Genomic DNA, 19,090 nt, shown 5'->3' on the forward strand with positions numbered 1-19,090 from the left:
GTCGCAGAGGGCGGTGAAGGCGTCGCGGGCGGGGATGGCGGGGAGGGTGAGGAGTTCGGTGCGGGCGTCCTCGGCCCAGCGGCGCAGGTCGGTGCGGGCACGGTCCATGGCGGGGTGTGCGCGCAGGAGGGCGAGGGCCTCGGCGTGGAGGGCGTCGTCGGAGAGGTCCTGGACGAGGAGCTCGCGGAGGCGGGCGTCGTCCGGGCCGGAGCCCATACCGCCGAGGACGTGGTGGACCGGGAGGGTGCGGATGCCTTCGCGGAGGTCGGTGCCGGGCGTCTTGCCGGACTCCTCGGCCTCGGACGCGATGTCGAGGATGTCGTCGGACAGCTGGAAGGCGATGCCGATCTTCTCCGACGCGGAGGTGACGGTCTGCACGACGCTCTCCGGGGCACCGGACAGCAGGGCGCCGAACTGGCCGGAGACGGCAATGAGGGAGGCGGTCTTGTCCGCGACGACCTGGAGGTAGTGCTTGAGGGGGTCGGCGTCCTCGCCGGGGCCGACGGTCTCCTGGATCTGGCCGCGGACGAGCCGGGCGAACGCGCGGGCCTGGACGCGGACGGCCTCGGGGCCGAGGTCGGCGAGCAGGTCGGACGCGCGGGCGAACAGGTAGTCGCCGGTGAGGATCGCGACGGTGTTGGTCCAGCGGGAGTTGGCGGACTCCTGGCCGCGCCGGACGGTCGCCTCGTCCATGACGTCGTCGTGGTAGAGGGTGCCGAGGTGGGTGAGCTCCACGACGACCGCGGCGGGGACGACGCCGGGCGCGGTGGGGTCGCCGAAGTGGGAGGCCAGCAGCACCAGCATCGGCCGGAACCGCTTGCCGCCCGCTTCGACGAGGTGCTGCGACGCCTCGGTGAGCAGCGCGTCCTCGCCGCGGACGCAGTCCATGAGCAGCTCCTCGACGGCGGCCAGGCGGCCCCTGGCGTCGGCCGCGAGGTCGGCGTCTATGGGAAGCCCGAACGGGCCGGCCTCGGTGACGGCCGGCCCGCCGGGCTTCTCCGCGAATGGGTGGCTCACCCGAGTCTCCTACCGGACGAACATGTCGGTGGTGGCTTGTCCCGCCAGATCCAGAATGGGCTGTGGGAGCACGCCGAGTACCACAGTAGCCGTCACGCCGACCGCGACCGCGACCGCGGTCGCCGGCCCGGCCACCACGACCGGCCCGTCGGGGTCGGGGTCGCTGAAGAACATGACGACGATCACCCGGACGTAGAAGAACGCGGCGACCGCGGACGCCACGACGGCGACGACGACCAGCGGCGTCGCGCCCTCCTCGACGGCCGCCTTGAACACCGCGAACTTCCCGGTGAACCCGCTGGTGAGCGGGATCCCGGCGAACGCCAGCAGGAAGAAGGCGAACACGCCCGCCACGACCGGGGAGCGCTTGCCGAGCCCCGCCCAGCGCGACAGGTGGCCGGCCTCGCCGCCCGCGTCCCGCACCATCGTGACGACGGCGAACGCGCCGACGGACGCGAAACCGTAGGCGAGCAGGTAGAACAGGGTGCTCGACAGGCCGTTCGGGGACGAGGCGATCACGCCCAGGAGCAGGAACCCCGCGTGCGCGACCGACGAGTAGGCCAGCATCCGCTTGATGTCGGTCTGGGTGATCGCGACGATCGACCCGACCACCATCGTGAGAATGGCCACACCCCACATGAACGGCCGCCAGTCCCATTCGAGGGTCTCGAACGTGACGTAGTAGACGCGCAGGATCGCGCCGACCGCGGACACGACGGTGCAGGACGCCATCAGCGCCGTGATCGGGGTGGGGGCGCCCTGGTAGACGTCCGGCTTCCACATGTGGAACGGCACGCCGCCGAGCTTGAACAGCAGCCCCGCCGACAGCAGCGCGACGCCCGCGAGGAGCAGGGTCTCGTTGCCGGCGTCCCTGCCGATCTGTGCGGAGATCTCCGACAGCCGGACCGAACCGGCGTAGCCGTACAGCAGCGCGATCCCGTACAGGAAGAACGCCGACGAGAACGCGCCGAGCAGGAAGTACTTGACCGCGGCCTCCTGCGACAGGAGGCGCCGCCGGCGGGCGAGCCCGCACAGCAGGTACAGCGGCAGCGACAGCACTTCCAGCGCGATGAACATCGTGAGCAGGTCGTTCGCGGCCGGGAACATGATCATGCCGCCGATGGCGAACATCAGCAGCGGGTACACCTCGGTCTGGGTGAACCCGGCCTCGGTGGTGCGCTGCTCGGCCTCGCTGCCCGGCAGGGCGGACGCCTGCGCGGCGAAGGCCCCCTCGGCGACGCCGGCCCGGCCGCTGCCGCGGTCGGCGATCAGCAGGAGGCTGACCAGCGCGAGCACCAGGATGGTGCCCTGGAGGAACAGCGTGGGGCCGTCCACGCCGAGCGCGCCTTCCGCGGCGACCTGATGCGGGTTCTCGCGCCATCCGAGCACGACCGTCCAGGCGAAGGCGCCCGCGATGCCGAGGAACGCGAGCGGCACCTGGACGCGGTGCCGCCAGCGGCGGCCGACGAACGCCTCGACGAGGACGCCGAGGAGGGCGACGCCGAAGACCAGCAGCATCGGGGCGATCTGCCCGTACTCGATGTGCGGCGCGGGGATCTCACCCCCCTGGGCGAGGACCGCGCTCACCTGACTGCTGGTGCTCATGGACGGGCTCCGTTCTCGGCGGCGTTACCGGTGATGTCCGGCGCCGGGTCCTTCTCGTCGACCCGGACCAGCGTCTCGTTCACCGACGGGTTGATCACGTGCAGCACCGGCTGCGGGAAGAAGCCCATCACCACGATGATCGCGATGATGGGGGCGACGGCCCACTTCTCCCGGGTGCTCAGATCCTTCATGCCCTCGACCGCGGGGGCCTTCGGGCCGCCCATGGTCCGCTGGTACATCCACAGGACGTAGACGGCGGCGAGGACGACACCGCTGACCGCGAGCACGCCCGCCCACTCGTAGCGGCTGAACGTGCCGACGATGACCAGGAACTCCGACACGAACGTGGACAGGCCCGGCAGCGACAGCGCGGACAGACCGGCGATCAGGAACATGCCGGCCAGCACCGGCGCGACCTTCTGCACCCCGCCGAAGTCGGAGATCCGCGCCGACCGGCGCCGGACGATCAGGAAGCCCACGATGAGGAACAGCGCGCCGGTGGAGAAGCCGTGGTTGACCATGTACAGCGCCGCGCCGGACTGCCCCTGCGACGTCATCGCGAAGATGCCGAGGACGATGAACCCGAAGTGCGACACCGACGTGTAGGCGATGAGGCGCTTCATGTCGACCTGGCCGATGGCGAGGACCGCGCCGTAGATGATGCTGAGCACGGCGAACGCCAGCACGACCGGGGTCGCCCACTTGGCCGCGCCGGGGAACAGCTCCAGGCAGAACCGGAGCATGCCGTACGTGCCGACCTTGTCCAGGACGCCGACGATCAGGACCAGCGCGGGCGCCGGGGCCTGCTGCGCCGCGTCCGGCAGCCAGGTGTGCACGGGCACCATCGGCGCCTTGATCGCGAACGCGATGAAGAAGCCGAGGAACAGCCACTTGGCGGTCGTCGGGTCGATGTTCATCTGCGACAGCTCGTCGAACATGAACGTGCCCTGCCCGAGCCCGCCCTCGGACGCCGGCCTGCTCGACAGCGGGTACAGCCAGATCACCGCGACGAGCATCAGCAGCCCGCCGAGCAGCGAGTACAGCAGGAACTTCACCGCGGCGTAGGAGCGCTGCGGGCCGCCGAAGTACCCGATGATGAAGTACACCGGGATGAGCATCGCCTCGAAGAAGACGTAGAACATGAACACGTCGGTCGCGGCGAACACGCCGATCATGGCCGCTTCGAGGACCAGCAGCAGCGCGAAGTACGTCTTCGCCGACCGCTTGGCCGGGACGTCCACGCCGCCGGACCGGTCGGCCTGGTTCCACGACGCCAGCATGACCAGCGGGACGAGGATCACCGACAGCAGGATCAGCACCAGCGCGACGCCGTCGACCCCGACCGCCCAGTGGACCCCGAACTCCTTGATCCACCAGTACTTCTCGGTGAACTGGAAGCGCGGGCCGCCCGCGTCGAAGCCCGCCGTCATGACGCCGGCGAGCACCGCGACGACGAGGGACACGCCGATCGCGAACTGCTTGACCAGCGTCTCCCGCTCGCGCGGGATGGCGATGAGCGCCAGCGCGCCCACCAGTGGCAGCGCGATGAGGACGCTCAGCCAGGGAAAGTCGCTCATCGCCGTCCTCTCAAGGAGACGCCCGCCTCCGGGCGACACATCGACTCGCACAAGTGTTCGAGGACATGTGCTATTGTGATTTCGCCCGCTCGGTGAGAACCAAACCGATCGGGCCTACCGCCGGGCTGGCGGGATGTCAGGTCTGTGGAGCTTGTGTAAGACCGATGGGCGGCACACCGTCCCCTGCCGGTAATCCGGGTCGGCAACGGGCTGTGAAGCAGAAAGCTCAACCCGCGAGGGTTGAATCCCTCTGCTCCATTTGAGGGAGAAGTCAAGAAACGTTCACCACCAGGAGAGCGGCAACAACGACGGCGGCACCGAAGGTCATTGCCAGTGCGTAGGAACGGGCGAAGCCCGTCTGGACGCGCCGGAGACGGCCCGAGGTGCCGCCGATGCCGGCGGCGGTGCCGTTGACCGCGCCGTCGACGCCCCGCCCGTCGAACCACACCGCGAGCCGGGTCAGCCACTGGCCGGGACGCATCAGCAGCGACTCGTTGAGCGCGTCGCCGTAGAGGTCCTTGCGGGCCGCGACCGTGACGAACGAGCCCTTGGGCGCCTCGCGCGGCACCTTCCGGCCGCCGTACTGCCGCCACGCGATCGCCGCGCCGACGACCATCAGGACGAGGGCGACGGCACCGGTCGGGGTGATCAGCGCGAAGTGGTGCTCGTGCTCGGGCTTGCCGACGACCGGCTCCAGGAAGTGGGCGAACCCGCCGAGGATCAGGAACCCGCCGGAGGCGAGCGAGCCGACCGCCAGCAGGAGCAGCGGGATCGTCATGACCTTGGGCGACTCGTGCGGGTGGACGTCCTCCGCCCAGCGCTTCTCACCGAAGAACGTCATGAACATCACGCGCGACATGTAGTACGCGGTGATGCCGGCGCCGAGCAGCGCGCACACGCCGAGGATCGCCCCCCGCGTGCCGCCTTCGCCGAACGCCGCCTCGATGATGCCCTCCTTGGTGAACCAGCCGGACAGCCCGGGGAACCCGATGATCGCGAGGTACCCGAGCCCGAACGTGGCGTAGGTGATGACCATCACCGAGCGGAGCGCGCCGTAGTGGCGCATGTTCACGTCGTCCTTCATGCCGTGCATGACGGACCCGGCGCCGAGGAACAGGCCGGCCTTGAAGAAGCCGTGCGCGATGAGGTGCGCGATGGCGAAGACGTAGCCGGCCTTGCCGAGCCCGGCGGCCAGCGTCATGTAGCCGATCTGCGACATCGTCGATCCGGCGAGGGCCTTCTTGATGTCGTCCTTGGCGCAACCGATGATCGCGCCGAACAGCAGCGTGGCCGCGCCGACGATCGTCACCACCAGCTGCGCGGTGTCGGACATCTCGAAGATCGGCCCGGCCCGGACGATGAGGTACACCCCCGCCGTCACCATCGTCGCGGCGTGGATGAGCGCCGACACCGGGGTCGGGCCCTCCATCGCGTCCAGCAGCCAGGACTGCAGCGGCAGCTGCGCCGACTTGCCGCACGCGCCGAGCAGGAGCAGCAGCCCGATCGCGGTGGCGGTGCCGGTGCCCAGCTGGGACGCCATGCCGACGTGCTCGGCGCCGGAGCCGAGGATCGGCTCGTAGTCGATGGTGCCGAACGTGGCGAAGATCAGCGCGATCGCGATGATCAGCCCCATGTCGCCGACGCGGTTGACGACGAACGCCTTCTTCGCCGCGGTCGCGGCGGTCGGCTTGTGCTGCCAGAACCCGATCAGCAGGTAGGAGGCGAGGCCCACGCCCTCCCAGCCGAGGAACATGACCAGGAAGTTGTCACCGAGGACCAGCACCAGCATCGCCGCGACGAACAGGTTCAGGTAGGCGAAGAACCTGCGCCGGTCGGGGTCGTCCGCCATGTAGCCGACGGAGTAGATGTGGATGAGCGAGCCCACCCCGGTGATCAGCAGCACGAAGCTGATGGACAGCGGGTCGACCAGCAGGTCCATGCCGACCTTGAACGCGCCGACGTCGATGAAGTCCCACAGGTGCAGGCTGCGGCGCCGCTCTTCGGCGCCGTAGCCGAGCATCTGGACGAACATCGCCACACCGATCGCGAACGATCCCACCGACATGGCGACACCGAGCAGATGCCCCCACCGGTCGGTCCGCCTCCCCCCGATCAGGAGGATCGCGGCGCCCGCGAGCGGGAGCGCGATGAGGAGCCAGGACGCGGCCTGGATGCCTTCCGCTTTCATCCCAGCCTCTCAGTACTTCAGCAGGTTGACGTCGTCCACCGACGACGACCTGCGGGTCCGGAAGACGGTCATGATGATCGCCAGGCCGACCACGACCTCCGCCGCGGCCACCACCATCACGAAGAAGGCGATGATCTGGCCGTCGAGGTTGCCGTGCATGCGGGAGAACGAGATGAACGCCAGGTTCGTCGCGTTCAGCATCAGCTCGACGCACATGAACACCACGAGCGCGTTGCGGCGCACGAGCACGCCGAGCGCGCCGATGGTGAACAGGATCGCCGAGAGCGCCAGGTAGTGACCCGGACTCATGAACCAGCCTCGCCTTCACGCTCGTTGCCGCCGCCCGTGCCGCCCTCGGCCGGCGTTCCGGGCTTGACGACGCGCGACTCGGCGTCGGCGTCCTCGGCGCCTTCGGTGACGGCCTGGACGGTCCGCACGTTGTGCTCGACCGCCTCCGCCTCGGTCTTGCCGCCCAGGTCGGCGTGCCGCTCCGCGGTGTCGGTCCGGGCCGCGATGACCGGGTTGACCGACAGCTCCGACGGTGTCCCGTCCGGCAGCAGCGCCGGCATGTCGACGGCGTTGTGCAGGGCGTAGGTGCCGGGGCCGGGCAGCGTCCCCGGGTGGTCGCCGGAGAGGAACCGCTCCTTGGACAGGTCCTTCTGCGTCGCCTTCGGCTCGGTCCGCTCCCGGTGCGCGACCACCATCGCGCCCATCGCGGCGGTGATCAGCAGGGCGCTGGTCACCTCGAACGCGAACACGTACTTGGAGAACAGGAGCCGGGCCAGGCCGACGATGTTGCCCTCGGCGTTGGCCTGCTGAAGGCCCGCCGAGTCGCCGAGCGCCGCGTTCCCGATACCGGCGGTCAGCAGCGCGACGAACCCGAGCGCGGCGATCGCCGCCCAGAAGCGCTGGCCGCGGATCGTCTCCACCAGCGAGTCGGTGGAGCTCACTCCGACGAGCATCACCACGAACAGGAACAGCATCAGCACCGCGCCGGTGTAGACGATCACTTGGACGAACGCCAGGAACGGGGCGTTCTGGATCGCGTACATGCCGGCGAGGCACAGCATCACGGAGGCCAGCATCAGCGCCGAGTGCACGGCCTTCCGCATGAAGATCATGCCGAGGGCGGAGCCGACCGAGACGATGGCGAGCAGCCAGAAGAAGAACGGCTCGCCGGCCTGCTTGTCGGCCACCTCCGCCGCGAGGATGGAGGCGTTCACCTGCCTTCACCCCGCTTGCGGGACTTCTCGGCCTTCTCCTGCTCGACGGCCTGGTCGACGCTCGCTCGTCCGCCGCCCTCGGACGGCACGGTCGGCGCCGGCTCCTCGGGCTGGAGGCCGAGGCGGTAGTAGTCCTCCTCGGTGTCGCCGAGCCGCATCTCGTGCGGCGGCGTCTCCATGCCCTCGCGCAGCGGCGCCAGCAGCATCTCCTTGGTGTAGATCAGGCTCTCGCGGCTGTCGTCGGCGAGCTCGTACTCGTTGGTCATCGTGAGCGCCCGGGTCGGGCACGCCTCGATGCACAGCCCGCACAGGATGCAGCGCAGATAGTTGATCTGGTAGATGCGGCCGTACCGCTCGCCTGGCGAGTAGCGCTCGCCGGCGGTGTTGTCGGCCCCCTCGACGAAGATGGCGTCGGCGGGACACGCCCATGCGCACAGCTCGCAGCCGATGCACTTCTCCAGCCCGTCCGGCCACCGGTTGAGCTGGTGCCGGCCGTGGAAGCGCGGGGCGGTCGGCCGCTTCACCTCGGGGTACTGAACGGTCTCGCTCTTCATGAAAATCTGGTGGAACGAGACCCCGAACCCCTTGACCGGGTTCAGGAAATCAGTGAGTCCCACTGGTGACCTCCTCAGGAGGGGTTTTCATCTTGGAAGCTCCGGCCGGACCGCCGTGGTAGTGCGGCGCGTCCATCGGCGGCACCGGGAACCCGCCCGCGTCCGCGCGCGGCGTCTCGCCCTTGGTCGCGCCGGGCACGATCTCCTTCTCGTCCTCGCCGCCGCGGAACATCTCCCAGACCACCGTGGCGACCAGCACCACCGCCGCCGCGATCGCGGCGACGATCACGATCTGCTGCATGTCGTAGCCCTCGTTGCGCAGCGCGCGGATGGTGGCGACCAGCAGGATCCAGCCGAGCGAGAAGGGCATCAGCACCTTCCAGCCGAGCTTCATCAGCTGGTCGTAGCGCACGCGCGGCAGCGTTCCGCGCAGCCAGATGAAGAAGAAGATGAACAGGCCGACCTTGATCATGAACCACAGCACCGGCCACCAGCCGGAGTTGGCGCCCGCCCACACCGTGGTGATCGGCGCGGGAGCGCGCCAGCCGCCGAGGAACAGCGTGGTGGCCAGGGCCGACAGCGTCGCGAGGTTGATGTACTCGGCGAGGAAGAACATCGCGAACTTCAGCGACGAGTACTCGGTGTGGAAGCCGCCGACGATCTCGCCCTCGCCCTCGGGCAGGTCGAACGGGATGCGGCTCGACTCGCCCATCATCGTGATCACGAAGACGATGAAGGACGGCGCCAGCAGGAGCGCGAACCACCGGTCGTTCTGCGCCGCGACGATCTCCGAGGTGGACATCGAGCCCGCGAACATGAACACCGCCACGAACGACAGCGCCATCGCGATCTCGTAGGAGATCACCTGCGCGGACGAGCGGAGCCCGCCGAGCAGCGAGTACGGCGACATCGACGACCAGCCGGCGAGCACGAACCCGTACACGCCGAGCGACGCCATCGCCAGCACCAGCAGCACCGCGACCGGCAGGTCGGTGCCCTGCAGCGGCGTCTGGTGCCCGAAGATCGACACCGTCGGCCCGAACGGGATGACGGCGAACGAGATGAACGCCGGGACGGCCGCCGCGATCGGCGCCAGGACGAACACGACCTTGTCGACCTGGCGGGGGACGATGTCCTCCTTGAGCGCCAGCTTGACGCCGTCGGCGAGGCCCTGCAGCAGGCCCTGCGGCCCGGCGCGGTTCGGGCCGACGCGCAGCTGCATCCGGCCGATGACCCGCCGCTCGATCCACATCGTCATCAGCACGGTCACGACCAGGAACACGAAGATGGCCAGGACCTTGCCGCCGATCAGCCACCACGGGTCCCGGCCGAAGTCCTGCAGCGTCGGGTCCGCGGCCACGGTGTTCAGAGGCACCGTGGTGACGGGGGCGGCGTTGAGGGGTACGGCCAGCGGGCTCATTCGCCGCCTCCAGCGATCTCGTCGGAAGCCGTCGCGCCCGCGAGCGAACCGCTCGCGATCTTGACGACGCCGCCGGCCGCGGCGCCCAGGTCCCGGTACAGCGCGCAGCCGGCCGAGTTGGTCGGCAGCCACACCACCCGGTCGGGCAGGTCGGCGGTCACTTCGAGCGGCAGCGTGACCTCGCCGCGCGCCGCCGCCACCGTCACCGCGGCGGTGGCCCCGATCTCCGCGGCCGTCGCGGGCGACAGCCGCACCACCGCGGACTTGGCGGTGCCCGCCAGGAACGGCTCGCCGTCCTGGAGGCGGCCCCGGTCCAGCAGCAGCCGCCAGGTCGCCACCAGCGCCTCACCCTGCTCGGGGTGCGGCGGAAGCGTCTGCGCCACGTCCGGCGGCTCCGGCCGCTCACCGCGGTAGGCGCCGAGTTCGGTCAGTTCGCGGCGGGCCGCCTCGGGGCCCGGCAGGCCCAGGTGGACGTCCATCTCGTCGGCGAGGGAGTCCAGCACCCGCAGGTCGGACATCCGCCCGGCCGACCTGAGCACGACGTCGAACTGCCGGCCGCGGCCCTCCCAGTCGACGAACGTGCCGGCCTTCTCCGCCACGGCCGCGACCGGGAACACCACGTCGGCGCGGTCGGTGACCGCGCTCGGCCGCTGCTCCAGGCTCACCACGAACGGGGTGGCGTCCAGGGCCCGCAGCATCGCGTCCGGGTCGGGCAGGTCGTAGGGGTCGACGCCGCCGACGAGCAGCGCGCCGCGCCCTCCCCCGGCCGCCGCCGTCAGGATGGCGGCCGCGTCCTCGCCCGGCCCGGCGGGCAGGTCGGCGACGCCCCAGACGCGGGCGACCTCGGCCCGCGCGGACAGGTCGGTCACCGGGCGGCCGATCGGCAGCAGCCCGGGCAGCGCCCCGGCCTCGACCGCGCCGCGCTCCCCGGCCCGGCGCGGCACCCACGCCAGCCGGGCGCCGGTCACCCGCGCCAGCCGGACCGCCGCGGTCAGCGCGCCGGGGCTGGCGGCGAGCCGCTCGCCCACCAGGATCACGGCGCCGGGGGTCTCCAGCTGCGTCCGGACGTCGGACCGGCCGGCGTCCCCGATCACCGAGGCCAGCGTGTCGGCCTCCGCGCCGGGCGGCGTCGGCAGCAGCGTCCCGCCGAGCTTCTCCAGCCCGCGGGTCGCGAAGGGGGCGGCCGAGTAGACCGGCAACGCGTTCTTCCGGAACGCCTTGCGGAGCCGCAGGAACACGATCGGCGACTCCTCCTCCGGCTCGAAGCCGGCGAGGAGCACCGCGGGCGCCTTCTCCAGGTCGGAGTAGGACACCTCGATGGAGCGTCCCGCGACCGACGAGGCGAGGAACCGCGTCTCCTCCTCCGACAGCGGCCGGGCCCGGAAGTCGACGTCGTTGGTGCCGAGCGCGATCCGGGCGAACTTGGAGTAGGCGTAGGCGTCCTCAAGGGTGACGCGGCCGCCGGTCAGGACGCCGGCGCGGCCGTGCGCCGCCGCGAGGCCCTCCGCCGCGATCGTGAGCGCCTCCGGCCACGACGCCGGCTCCAGCACGCCGTCCTCGTTGCGGACGAGCGGGTGCGTGAGCCGTTCGGGCTGCGTGGCGTAGGTGAACGCCCAGCGGCCCTTGTCGCAGTTCCACTCCTCGTTGACCTGCGGGTCGTCCCCGGCCAGCCGCCGCGTGACCTTGCCGCGCCGGTGGTCGGTCCGCATCGAGCAGCCGGACGCGCAGTGCTCGCAGACGCTCGGCGTCGACACCAGGTCGAACGGGCGGGAGCGGAACCGGTAGGCGGTGCCGGTCAGCGCGCCCACCGGGCAGATCTGCACGGTGTTGCCGGAGAAGTAGGACTGGAACGGCCGGTCCTCGGCGATCCCGACCTCCTCCTTCGCGCCGCGCTCGAACAGGTCGATGAACGCGTCTCCGGCGATCTGCTCGGAGAACCGGGTGCAGCGGGTGCACTGGATGCAGCGCTCCCGGTCCAGCAGCACCTGGCTGGACAGCGGCAGCGGCTTCGGCCACGTCCGCTTGGTCTCCACGAAGCGCGTTTCGCCGCGGCCGTTGGACATCGCCTGGTTCTGCAGCGGGCACTCGCCGCCCTTGTCGCAGACCGGGCAGTCCAGCGGGTGGTTGATGAGGAGGAACTCCATGATGCCGTGCTGGGCCTTGTCGGCCACCGGCGAGGTGAGCTGGGTCTGGACGACCATGCCCGGCATCACGGGGGTGGTGCACGACGCCTGCGGCTTCGGCATCCCGCGGCCGTTGCCGGCGTCGGGGATCTCCACCAGGCACTGGCGGCACGCCCCGATCGGCTCCAGCAGCGGGTGCTCGCAGAACCGCGGGATCTGGATGCCGAGCAGCTCGGCGGCCCGGATGATCAGCGTGCCCTTCGGCACCTCGATCTCGAAGCCGTCGATGGTGCAGGAGACCATCTCGACCTTCTCCACCGCCGACTTGTCGTCGGTGACGGTCACTTGGCACCTCCCCAGAGGGTGGACTTGGCCGGGTCGAACGGGCAGCCGCCCTGCTCGAAGTGCTGGAGGTACTCGTCCCGGAACAGCTTGATGGACGACACGACCGGGCTCGTCGCGCCGTCGCCGAGGGCGCAGAACGCGCGGCCGAGGATGTTGTCGGAGATGTCGAGGAGGGTCTCCAGGTCCTCCTCGGTGCCCTCTCCGGCCTCCAGCCGCCTGATCATCAGCTTGTACCAGTAGGTGCCCTCGCGGCACGGCGTGCACTTGCCGCACGACTCGTGCGCGTAGAACTCCGACCAGCGCAGCACCGCCCGGACGACGCAGGTCGTCTCGTCGAAGATCTGCAGCGCGCGGGTGCCGAGCATGGACCCGGCGGCGCCGACGGACTCGAAGTCCAGCGGGACGTCCAGGTGCTCGTCGGTGAAGATCGGGGTGGACGACCCGCCGGGCGTCCAGAACTTCAGCCGGTGACCCTCGCGGATCCCGCCCGCCATGTCGAGCAGCTCCCGCAGCGTGATCCCGAGCGGCGCCTCGTACTGGCCGGGCCGCGTCACGTGTCCGGACAGCGAGAAGATCCCGTAGCCCTGGGACTTCTCGGTGCCCATCGACGCGAACCACTCGGGACCGTTCTCGACGATCGAGGGAACCGAGGCGATCGACTCGACGTTGTTGATGACAGTGGGTCCGCCGTACAGGCCGGCGACCGCGGGGAAGGGAGGCTTGAGCCTGGGCTGACCGCGGAAACCCTCAAGGGAGTCCAGCAGCGCCGTCTCCTCGCCGCAGATGTAGGCCCCGGCGCCGCTGTGGACGACGACGTCCAGGTCGTAGCCGGACCCGAGGATGTCCTTGCCGAGGTAGCCCGCCTCGTACGCCTCCGCCACGGCCTGGTGCAGGCGGCGGATCACGTGGAGCACCTCGCCGCGCACGTAGATGAACGCGAGGTTCGACCTGATCGCGTACGAGCTGATGATGACGCCCTCGACGAGCACGTGCGGGTTGGCCATCATCAGCGGGATGTCCTTGCACGTGCCCGGCTCGGACTCGTCGGCGTTGACCACCAGGTAGCGCGGGTTCGGGCTGCTCGGCGGCAGGAACCCCCACTTCATGCCGGTGGGGAAGCCCGCGCCGCCGCGTCCGCGGAGCCCGGAGTCCTTGACCGCCTGGACGATCGCGTCCGGCTCCATCCGGAACGCCGTGCGCAGCGCCTTGTAGCCGCCCTCGCGCTCGTAGCCCGCGCGGGTGAACGAGTCGGCCTGGTCCCAGTGCTTGGTGAGGATCGGAGTCAGCGTGGTCACTTGTTCCGTCCCTCCTGGGTACCGGGCTTGGCCTCGCCCGGGACCGGCTTGCCCGGCTCGTGCGGCGGCTCGGAGATCTGCTCCGGCCGAACCGGCTCGTCCGGACGCTCACGGTCGACGTCGCTCGCCGGCGCCGCCCAGCCGCGGTCCTGCGCGAGCTTGAGCCCGCGCAGCGACTCCGGTCCGGCCTGGACGCCCTCACCGGCGCGCCCGTCGGGGAACCCGGCGAGCACCCGGGACGCCTCCTGCCAGGTGGCCAGGCCCTCGGCGCCGCGCGTGGGCAGCACCCGCTCGCCCGACCGCAGGTCGTCGACCAGCTTCTTGGCCTTCTCGGGAGTCATGTTGTCGAAGAACTCCCAGTTGACCATCATCACCGGCGCGAAGTCGCAGGCCGCGTTGCACTCGATCCGCTCAAGGCTGACCTTGCCGTCCGGGGTGGCCTCGTCGTGCCCGAGCCCGGTGTGCTCGCTCAGCTCGTCCCAGATCTGGTCGCCGCCCATGATCGCGCACAGCGTGTTGATGCACACGCCGACGTGGTACTCGCCGACCGGCGCCTGCTTGTACTGCGTGTAGAACGTCACGACGCCCGTCACCTGCGCGGGCGTGATGCCGAGCTGCTCCGCGCAGAACTCGATGCCGTCCTGCGTGACGTGCCCCTCCTCCGACTGCACCAGGTGCAGCATCGGCAGCAGCGCCGACCTCGGCCGCGGATAACGGCCGATGATCAGCTTGGCGTCGCGCTCCAGACGTTCCCGAACCTCCGGCTCGTACGTCATCGGTCCACACCCCCCATGACCGGATCGATGCTGGCCACGGCGGCGATGATGTCGGCGACCATGCCGCCCTCCGACATCGCCGGCGTGGCTTGAAGGTTGACGAAGGACGGGTCGCGGAAGTGGGCGCGGAACGGGCGGGTTCCGCCGTCGCTGACCACGTGCGCGGCCAGCTCGCCGCGCGGCGACTCGATCGGCACGTACGCCTGCCCGGCCGGTACCCGGAAGCCCTCGGTCACCAGCTTGAAGTGGTGGATCAGCGCCTCCATCGAGGTGCCCATGATGTGCGCGATGTGCCGGGGCGAGTTGCCCAGGCCGTCCGCGCCCATCGCCAGCTGCGCCGGCCACCCGATCTTCTTGTCCTCGACCATCACCGGGCCCTTGGCGGTCCGCAGCCGGTCCAGGCACTGCTCGACGATCTTCAGCGACTCCTCGATCTCGTCCATCCGGACGAGGTAGCGGCCGTAGACGTCGCAGGTGTCCTGCGTCGGAACCTCGAAGTCGTAGTTCTCGTAGCCGCAGTACGGCTGCGACTTGCGCAGGTCCCACGGCAGCCCGGTCGAACGCAGGACCGGGCCGGTGACACCGAGCGCCATGCAGCCGGTCAGGTCCAGGTACGCGACGTCCTTCGTCCGCGCCACGAAGACGGGGTTCTGGTCCATCAGCTTGCGCAGCGCCTCGACGCGGTTGGGCATCCGGTCCAGGTAGTCGCGGATCTTGCTGGCCGCGCCGCTCGGCAGATCCTGCGCCACCCCGCCCGGACGGATGTAGGCGTGGTTCATGCGCAGGCCGGTGATCTCCTCGAACAGGTCGAGGGTGTACTCGCGCTCCAGGAACCCGTTGAGCATCACGGTCGTCGCGCCGAGCTCCAGCCCGAACGTCGCGATCGCCACCAGGTGCGAGGAGATCCGGTTCAGCTCCATCATCATCACGCGGATGATCTGGGCCCGCTCCGGGATCTGGTCCTCGATGCCGAGCAGCCGCTCCACGCTCAGGCAGTACGCCGTCTCGTTGAAGAGCGGCGCCAGGTAGTCCATCCGGGTGCAGAACGTGGTGCCCTGCGTCCAGGTACGGAACTCCATGTTCTTCTCGATGCCGGTGTGGAGGTACCCGATGTTCACCCGGGCCTCGTTCACCGTCTCGCCGTCGAGCGTGAGGATGAGCCGGAGCACGCCGTGCGTCGACGGGTGCTGCGGGCCCATGTTGATGACGAGCCGCTCGTCGTCCGCGTCCCGGGCGCCGGCGACGACCCTGTCCCAGTCCTGGCCGCCCACGTCGTAGACGGTGCCTTCCGCCGCCTCCTCGGCGGCGTAGGCGTCGTACTCGGTGTACTTGGTCGAGCTCATACGTACGACCGCCTTTCGTCCGGCGGGGGAATCTCCGCACCTCTGTACTCGACGGGGATGCCGCCGAGCGGGTAGTCCTTGCGCTGCGGATGGCCGACCCAGTCGTCCGGCATCTCGATGCGCGTGAGCGCGGGATGGCCGTCGTAGATGATCCCGAAAAAGTCGTAGGTCTCCCGCTCGTGCCAGTCGCTCGTCGGGTAGACCGGCACCAGCGACGGGATGTGCGGGTCGGCGTCCGGGCAGGTCGCCTCCAGCCGGACGCGCCGGTTGTGCGTGATCGACAGCAGGTGCGTGACCGAGTGCAGCTCCGCGCCCTCGTCCTTCGGGTAGTGGACGCCCGACACGCCCGAGCACAGCTCGAAGCGCAGGGACGGGTCGTCCCGCATGGTCTGCGCCACCTCGCGGAGGCGCTCGCGCTTGACGAAGAACGTCAGCTCGCCGCGGTCGACCACGACCCGCTCGATCGCGTCGCCGAAGTCCGGGAGCGCACGCTCCAGCTCGTTCGCGACGTCGTCGAACTCGCCGGGCTCGGCCGCGCCGCGCGGCCCGCCGTACGGGCGCGCGGCGGACACCTTCGGGCTCTGCCGGACGACCAGCCCGCCGTAGCCGGAGGTGTCACCGGTCGTCTTCGCGCCGAACATGCCCTTGCGGACGATCGGCTGCTCCTGGCGCTCCTCCTCGGTGTGCGCCGGAAGCTGGTCCGCGGCCTGCTCGGCCTTCTGCTCCGGGTGCTCGGAACTCATCGGTCAGGCCCCCTGTCCGAGCAGCGGAAGCCGGCGCCGCTTGGCCTCTTCGAGCTCGGCGATCTGCTTCTGGCGCTGCGGGCCGAGCTTGGTGTTCTGGATCTGGTCGTGCAGCTTCACGATCGAGTCGATCAGCATCTCCGGCCGCGGCGGGCAGCCCGGCAGGTAGATGTCCACGGGGACGACGTGGTCGACGCCCTGCACGATCGCGTAATTGTTGAACATGCCGCCGGACGAGGCGCACACGCCCATCGCGATGACCCACTTCGGCTCGGTCATCTGGTCGTAGATCTGCCGCAGCACGGGCGCCATCTTCTGGCTCACCCGGCCCGCGACGATCATCAAATCGGCCTGGCGCGGCGTCGCCGAGGCACGCTCCATCCCCCACCGGGAGAAGTCGTGCCGGGGGTCGCCGGTCGCCATCATCTCGATCGCGCAGCAGGCCAGGCCGAACGTCGCCGGCCACACAGAACTCTTGCGCGCCCACCCCGCGACCTGCTCGACCGTGGTCAGCAGGAAGCCGCTGGGAAGTTTCTCCTCAAGACCCATGTCAGTCCCACTCCAGACCGCCGCGCCGCCACACATAGGCGTACGCCACGAGAACGGCTGCTACGAAAAGGACCATCTCGACAAGGGCGAACATCCCCATCTGGTCGAACGCGACCGCCCAGGGGTAAAGGAAGATGATCTCAATGTCGAAGATGATGAACAGCATCGCCGTCAGGTAGTACTTGATCGGAAATCGCCCGCCGCCCACCGGCTGCGGGGTCGGCTCGATTCCGCACTCGTAGGCGTCGAGCCGGGCGCGGTTCCACCGCTTGGGCCCGGTGAACGAGGCCATCACCACCGAGCCGGCGGCGAAGACGAAGGCGAGCACCCCCAGGGCGATGAGCGGAATATAGAGATCCATGTCTCTACGGCCTCTCCTCGGAACGTACGACGTTGTACGGGACGGGCCCGCCGCGGGCCGCCACCCTAGCCAAGGTGATCAATAGCGCTCCTCAGGGGGTCGGGTCATGCACTTTAGTCCGCTCACCTGCGGAAGCTTGAATTCGGGCCGGTGCCGCGCGCTGTGCCTCATGCCGCCGGAGCCACCTTCTGCATCGCGTTGATGACGCGGTCCATCGCGTCCCCGCCCTTGGGGTCGGTCAGGTTCGCGAGCAGCTTGAGCGTGAACCGCATCAGCGTGGGGTGGGGCAGGCCGTGCGCGGTGAGGAACTTCATCAGGCGCGGGTCGCCGATGGCCTGGACGAACACCCGGGCCAGTGTGAAGTAGCCGCCGTGCTCGTCCTTCAGGATCCGCGGGTACTCGTACAGCGTCCGCTCCCGCTGCGCGGGGGTGCGGCGCGCGAGCGCCTGCACCATGATGTCGGCGGCCAGCCGGCCGGACTCCAGCGCGTAGTCGATGCCCTCCCCGTTGAACGGGTTGACCATGCCGCCGGCGTCGCCGACCAGCAGCATCCCGCGGGTGTAGTGCGGCTGCCGGTTGAAGCCCATCGGCAGCGCTGCGCCGCGGATCTTCGAGGTGGCGTGGTCCTCGTCGAACTGCCAGTCCTCGGGCATCTGCGCGCACCAGCGGCGCATCATGCCGCGGTAGTCGACGTTCTGGAACGCCTTGCTGGTGTTGAGGAGGCCGAGCCCGACGTTGGACGTGCCGTCCCCGACGCCGAACACCCAGCCGTAGCCGGGCAGGAGGCGCTCGCCGTCCCACAGCTCCAGCCACGCCTCCATGTACTCGTCGTCGTGGCGCGGCGTCTCGAAGTAGCGGCGGACCGCGACGCCCATCGGGCGGTCCTCGCGCCGCCGCAGGCCCATGGCGAGCGACAGCCGGGTCGAGCCGCCGTCGGCCGCGACGACGAGCGGCGCGTGGAACGCGACCTCCTCGCCGTCGTAGGTGGCGGTGACGCCGGTGATGCGGTCGGTGCGCTCGTCGAGGATGGGGCCGGTCACGTTGCAGCCCTGCAGCAGCCGGGCCCCCGCCTTCGCGGCGTGCTCGGCGAGCAGCTGGTCGAAGTCGGTGCGCTTGCGGACGAGCCCGAAGTCGGGGAAGGTCGCCAGCTCCGGCCACGGCAGCTCGACCTTGACACCGCCGCCGTAGATGCGCAGGCCCTTGTTGCGTCCCCAGCCCGGGTCGTTGACGTCGACGCCCATCCCGATGAGGGCGCGGACGGCGCGGGGGGTGAGGCCGTCGCCGCAGATCTTGTCGCGCGGGAAGGTGGCCTTCTCCAGCAGGAACACCTCAAGGCCGGCCTGCGCCAACCAGTAGGCGGTCGACGATCCGGCGGGGCCTGCCCCGACGACGATGACATCTGCGTGCCGGGCGGAGTCGGTCACGGCGTACCTCTTCAGCTCGTTCGCTTGTGAAGCACTTCACAAGAGATCCGGTGGGGAGTCTATTCCTTTATCACGACTGGTGTGTACTTCTGGGCCGGTCCGACTTGGATCGGTCCCGCCGCACCGGCCGTCCGCGGGTCACCCCGGATTGACCGCGTGGTGCATCGCCGCCACCCCGAACGTGAGGTCGCGCCAGCGCACACCGTCCCAGCCCGCGTCCTGGATCAGCCGCGCCAGCGCCGCCTGGTCCGGCCAGGCGAGCGTCGACTCGGCGAGGTAGCGGTAGGAGTCGGGGTTGGAGCTGACCCGCGCCAGCAGCGGCAGCCCGACCTTCAGGTGCGCCTTGTGCCCGAGCGCCAGCACACCGTTGCGCGGGTGGCTCACCTCACAGACCAGGAGCCGCCCGCCCTGCCTGGTGACCCGCCGCAGCTCGCGCAGCGCCCGCCCGGTGTCGGCGACGTTGCGGAGCCCGAACGAGATCGTCACCGCGTCGAACGCCCCGTCGGCGAACGGCAGCCGCAGCGCGTCCCCCGCCACGAAGCCCAGC

At 70.1% G+C, this 19,090-nt stretch carries 17 protein-coding genes; all 17 read right to left on the reverse strand.

Going from position 1 to position 19,090, the window contains the following annotated elements; genetic code table 11:
* Positions 1-1,017 (reverse strand): polyprenyl synthetase family protein (locus E1281_RS22525; protein ID WP_131881301.1); only part of this gene is annotated, 1,017 nt, incomplete at its 3' end.
* A gap of 9 nt (positions 1,018-1,026) precedes the next feature.
* Positions 1,027-2,622, reverse strand: a complete 1,596-nt coding sequence (gene nuoN / locus E1281_RS22530) for an NADH-quinone oxidoreductase subunit NuoN (protein ID WP_131881302.1) — start codon at positions 2,620-2,622, stop codon at positions 1,027-1,029.
* Complete coding sequence (locus E1281_RS22535) at positions 2,619-4,199, reverse strand: NADH-quinone oxidoreductase subunit M (RefSeq protein ID WP_131881304.1); 1,581 nt, start codon at positions 4,197-4,199, stop codon at positions 2,619-2,621. Before E1281_RS22535 ends, nuoN begins: the two co-directional genes overlap by 4 nt.
* A 271-nt stretch (positions 4,200-4,470) precedes the next feature.
* Positions 4,471-6,387 (reverse strand): NADH-quinone oxidoreductase subunit L, encoded by a 1,917-nt coding sequence (gene nuoL, locus E1281_RS22540; RefSeq protein WP_207943427.1) that lies wholly within the window; start codon positions 6,385-6,387, stop codon positions 4,471-4,473.
* A gap of 9 nt (positions 6,388-6,396) precedes the next feature.
* Positions 6,397-6,696 carry an NADH-quinone oxidoreductase subunit NuoK gene (gene nuoK / locus E1281_RS22545; RefSeq protein WP_131881306.1) on the reverse strand — a complete coding sequence of 100 codons (300 nt, stop codon included), beginning with the start codon at positions 6,694-6,696 and terminating at the stop codon, positions 6,397-6,399.
* Positions 6,693-7,610, reverse strand: coding sequence for an NADH-quinone oxidoreductase subunit J (locus E1281_RS22550; RefSeq protein WP_131881308.1), 918 nt, complete (start codon positions 7,608-7,610; stop codon positions 6,693-6,695). The genes nuoK and E1281_RS22550 overlap by 4 nt, the downstream gene beginning before the upstream one ends.
* A complete protein-coding gene (gene nuoI / locus E1281_RS22555) occupies positions 7,607-8,227 on the reverse strand; it encodes an NADH-quinone oxidoreductase subunit NuoI (RefSeq protein ID WP_131881310.1) in 621 nt (206 codons plus the stop codon). Before nuoI ends, E1281_RS22550 begins: the two co-directional genes overlap by 4 nt.
* On the reverse strand, positions 8,214-9,584 hold the full coding sequence (nuoH, locus tag E1281_RS22560) for an NADH-quinone oxidoreductase subunit NuoH (RefSeq protein WP_131881312.1): 1,371 nt from the start codon (positions 9,582-9,584) through the stop codon (positions 8,214-8,216). Before nuoH ends, nuoI begins: the two co-directional genes overlap by 14 nt.
* Positions 9,581-12,052: an NADH-quinone oxidoreductase subunit G gene (locus E1281_RS22565; protein ID WP_131881314.1), complete on the reverse strand. Its 2,472-nt coding sequence runs from the start codon at positions 12,050-12,052 to the stop codon at positions 9,581-9,583. Before E1281_RS22565 ends, nuoH begins: the two co-directional genes overlap by 4 nt.
* Complete coding sequence (gene nuoF / locus E1281_RS22570; protein ID WP_131881316.1) at positions 12,049-13,347, reverse strand: NADH-quinone oxidoreductase subunit NuoF; 1,299 nt, start codon at positions 13,345-13,347, stop codon at positions 12,049-12,051. Before nuoF ends, E1281_RS22565 begins: the two co-directional genes overlap by 4 nt.
* Complete coding sequence (nuoE, locus tag E1281_RS22575; RefSeq protein WP_131881318.1) at positions 13,344-14,123, reverse strand: NADH-quinone oxidoreductase subunit NuoE; 780 nt, start codon at positions 14,121-14,123, stop codon at positions 13,344-13,346. The genes nuoF and nuoE overlap by 4 nt, the downstream gene beginning before the upstream one ends.
* The gene (locus E1281_RS22580; RefSeq protein WP_131881320.1) at positions 14,120-15,466 is read right to left on the reverse strand and encodes an NADH-quinone oxidoreductase subunit D; all 1,347 of its coding nucleotides are present in this window, start codon (positions 15,464-15,466) and stop codon (positions 14,120-14,122) included. Before E1281_RS22580 ends, nuoE begins: the two co-directional genes overlap by 4 nt.
* Positions 15,463-16,209 carry an NADH-quinone oxidoreductase subunit C gene (locus E1281_RS22585; protein WP_131881322.1) on the reverse strand — a complete coding sequence of 249 codons (747 nt, stop codon included), beginning with the start codon at positions 16,207-16,209 and terminating at the stop codon, positions 15,463-15,465. Before E1281_RS22585 ends, E1281_RS22580 begins: the two co-directional genes overlap by 4 nt.
* Before the next feature lie 3 nt (positions 16,210-16,212).
* A complete protein-coding gene (locus tag E1281_RS22590; RefSeq protein ID WP_131881323.1) occupies positions 16,213-16,758 on the reverse strand; it encodes an NADH-quinone oxidoreductase subunit B in 546 nt (181 codons plus the stop codon).
* Between the two features lies 1 nt (position 16,759).
* Entirely contained in the window at positions 16,760-17,119 is a 360-nt protein-coding gene (locus E1281_RS22595) for an NADH-quinone oxidoreductase subunit A (RefSeq protein WP_131881325.1), read from the reverse strand.
* 167 nt (positions 17,120-17,286) lie between these two features.
* Positions 17,287-18,543, reverse strand: a complete 1,257-nt coding sequence (locus tag E1281_RS22600) for a geranylgeranyl reductase family protein (protein ID WP_131881327.1) — start codon at positions 18,541-18,543, stop codon at positions 17,287-17,289.
* Between the two features lie 138 nt (positions 18,544-18,681).
* Positions 18,682-19,090, reverse strand: a 409-nt coding sequence (locus E1281_RS22605; RefSeq protein WP_131881329.1) for a class I SAM-dependent methyltransferase, incomplete at its 5' end; no start/stop codon positions are given.

Origin of the sequence: Actinomadura sp. KC345, from assembly GCF_004348515.1 — a bacterium.
Taxonomy (GTDB): Bacteria; Actinomycetota; Actinomycetes; order Streptosporangiales; family Streptosporangiaceae; genus Spirillospora.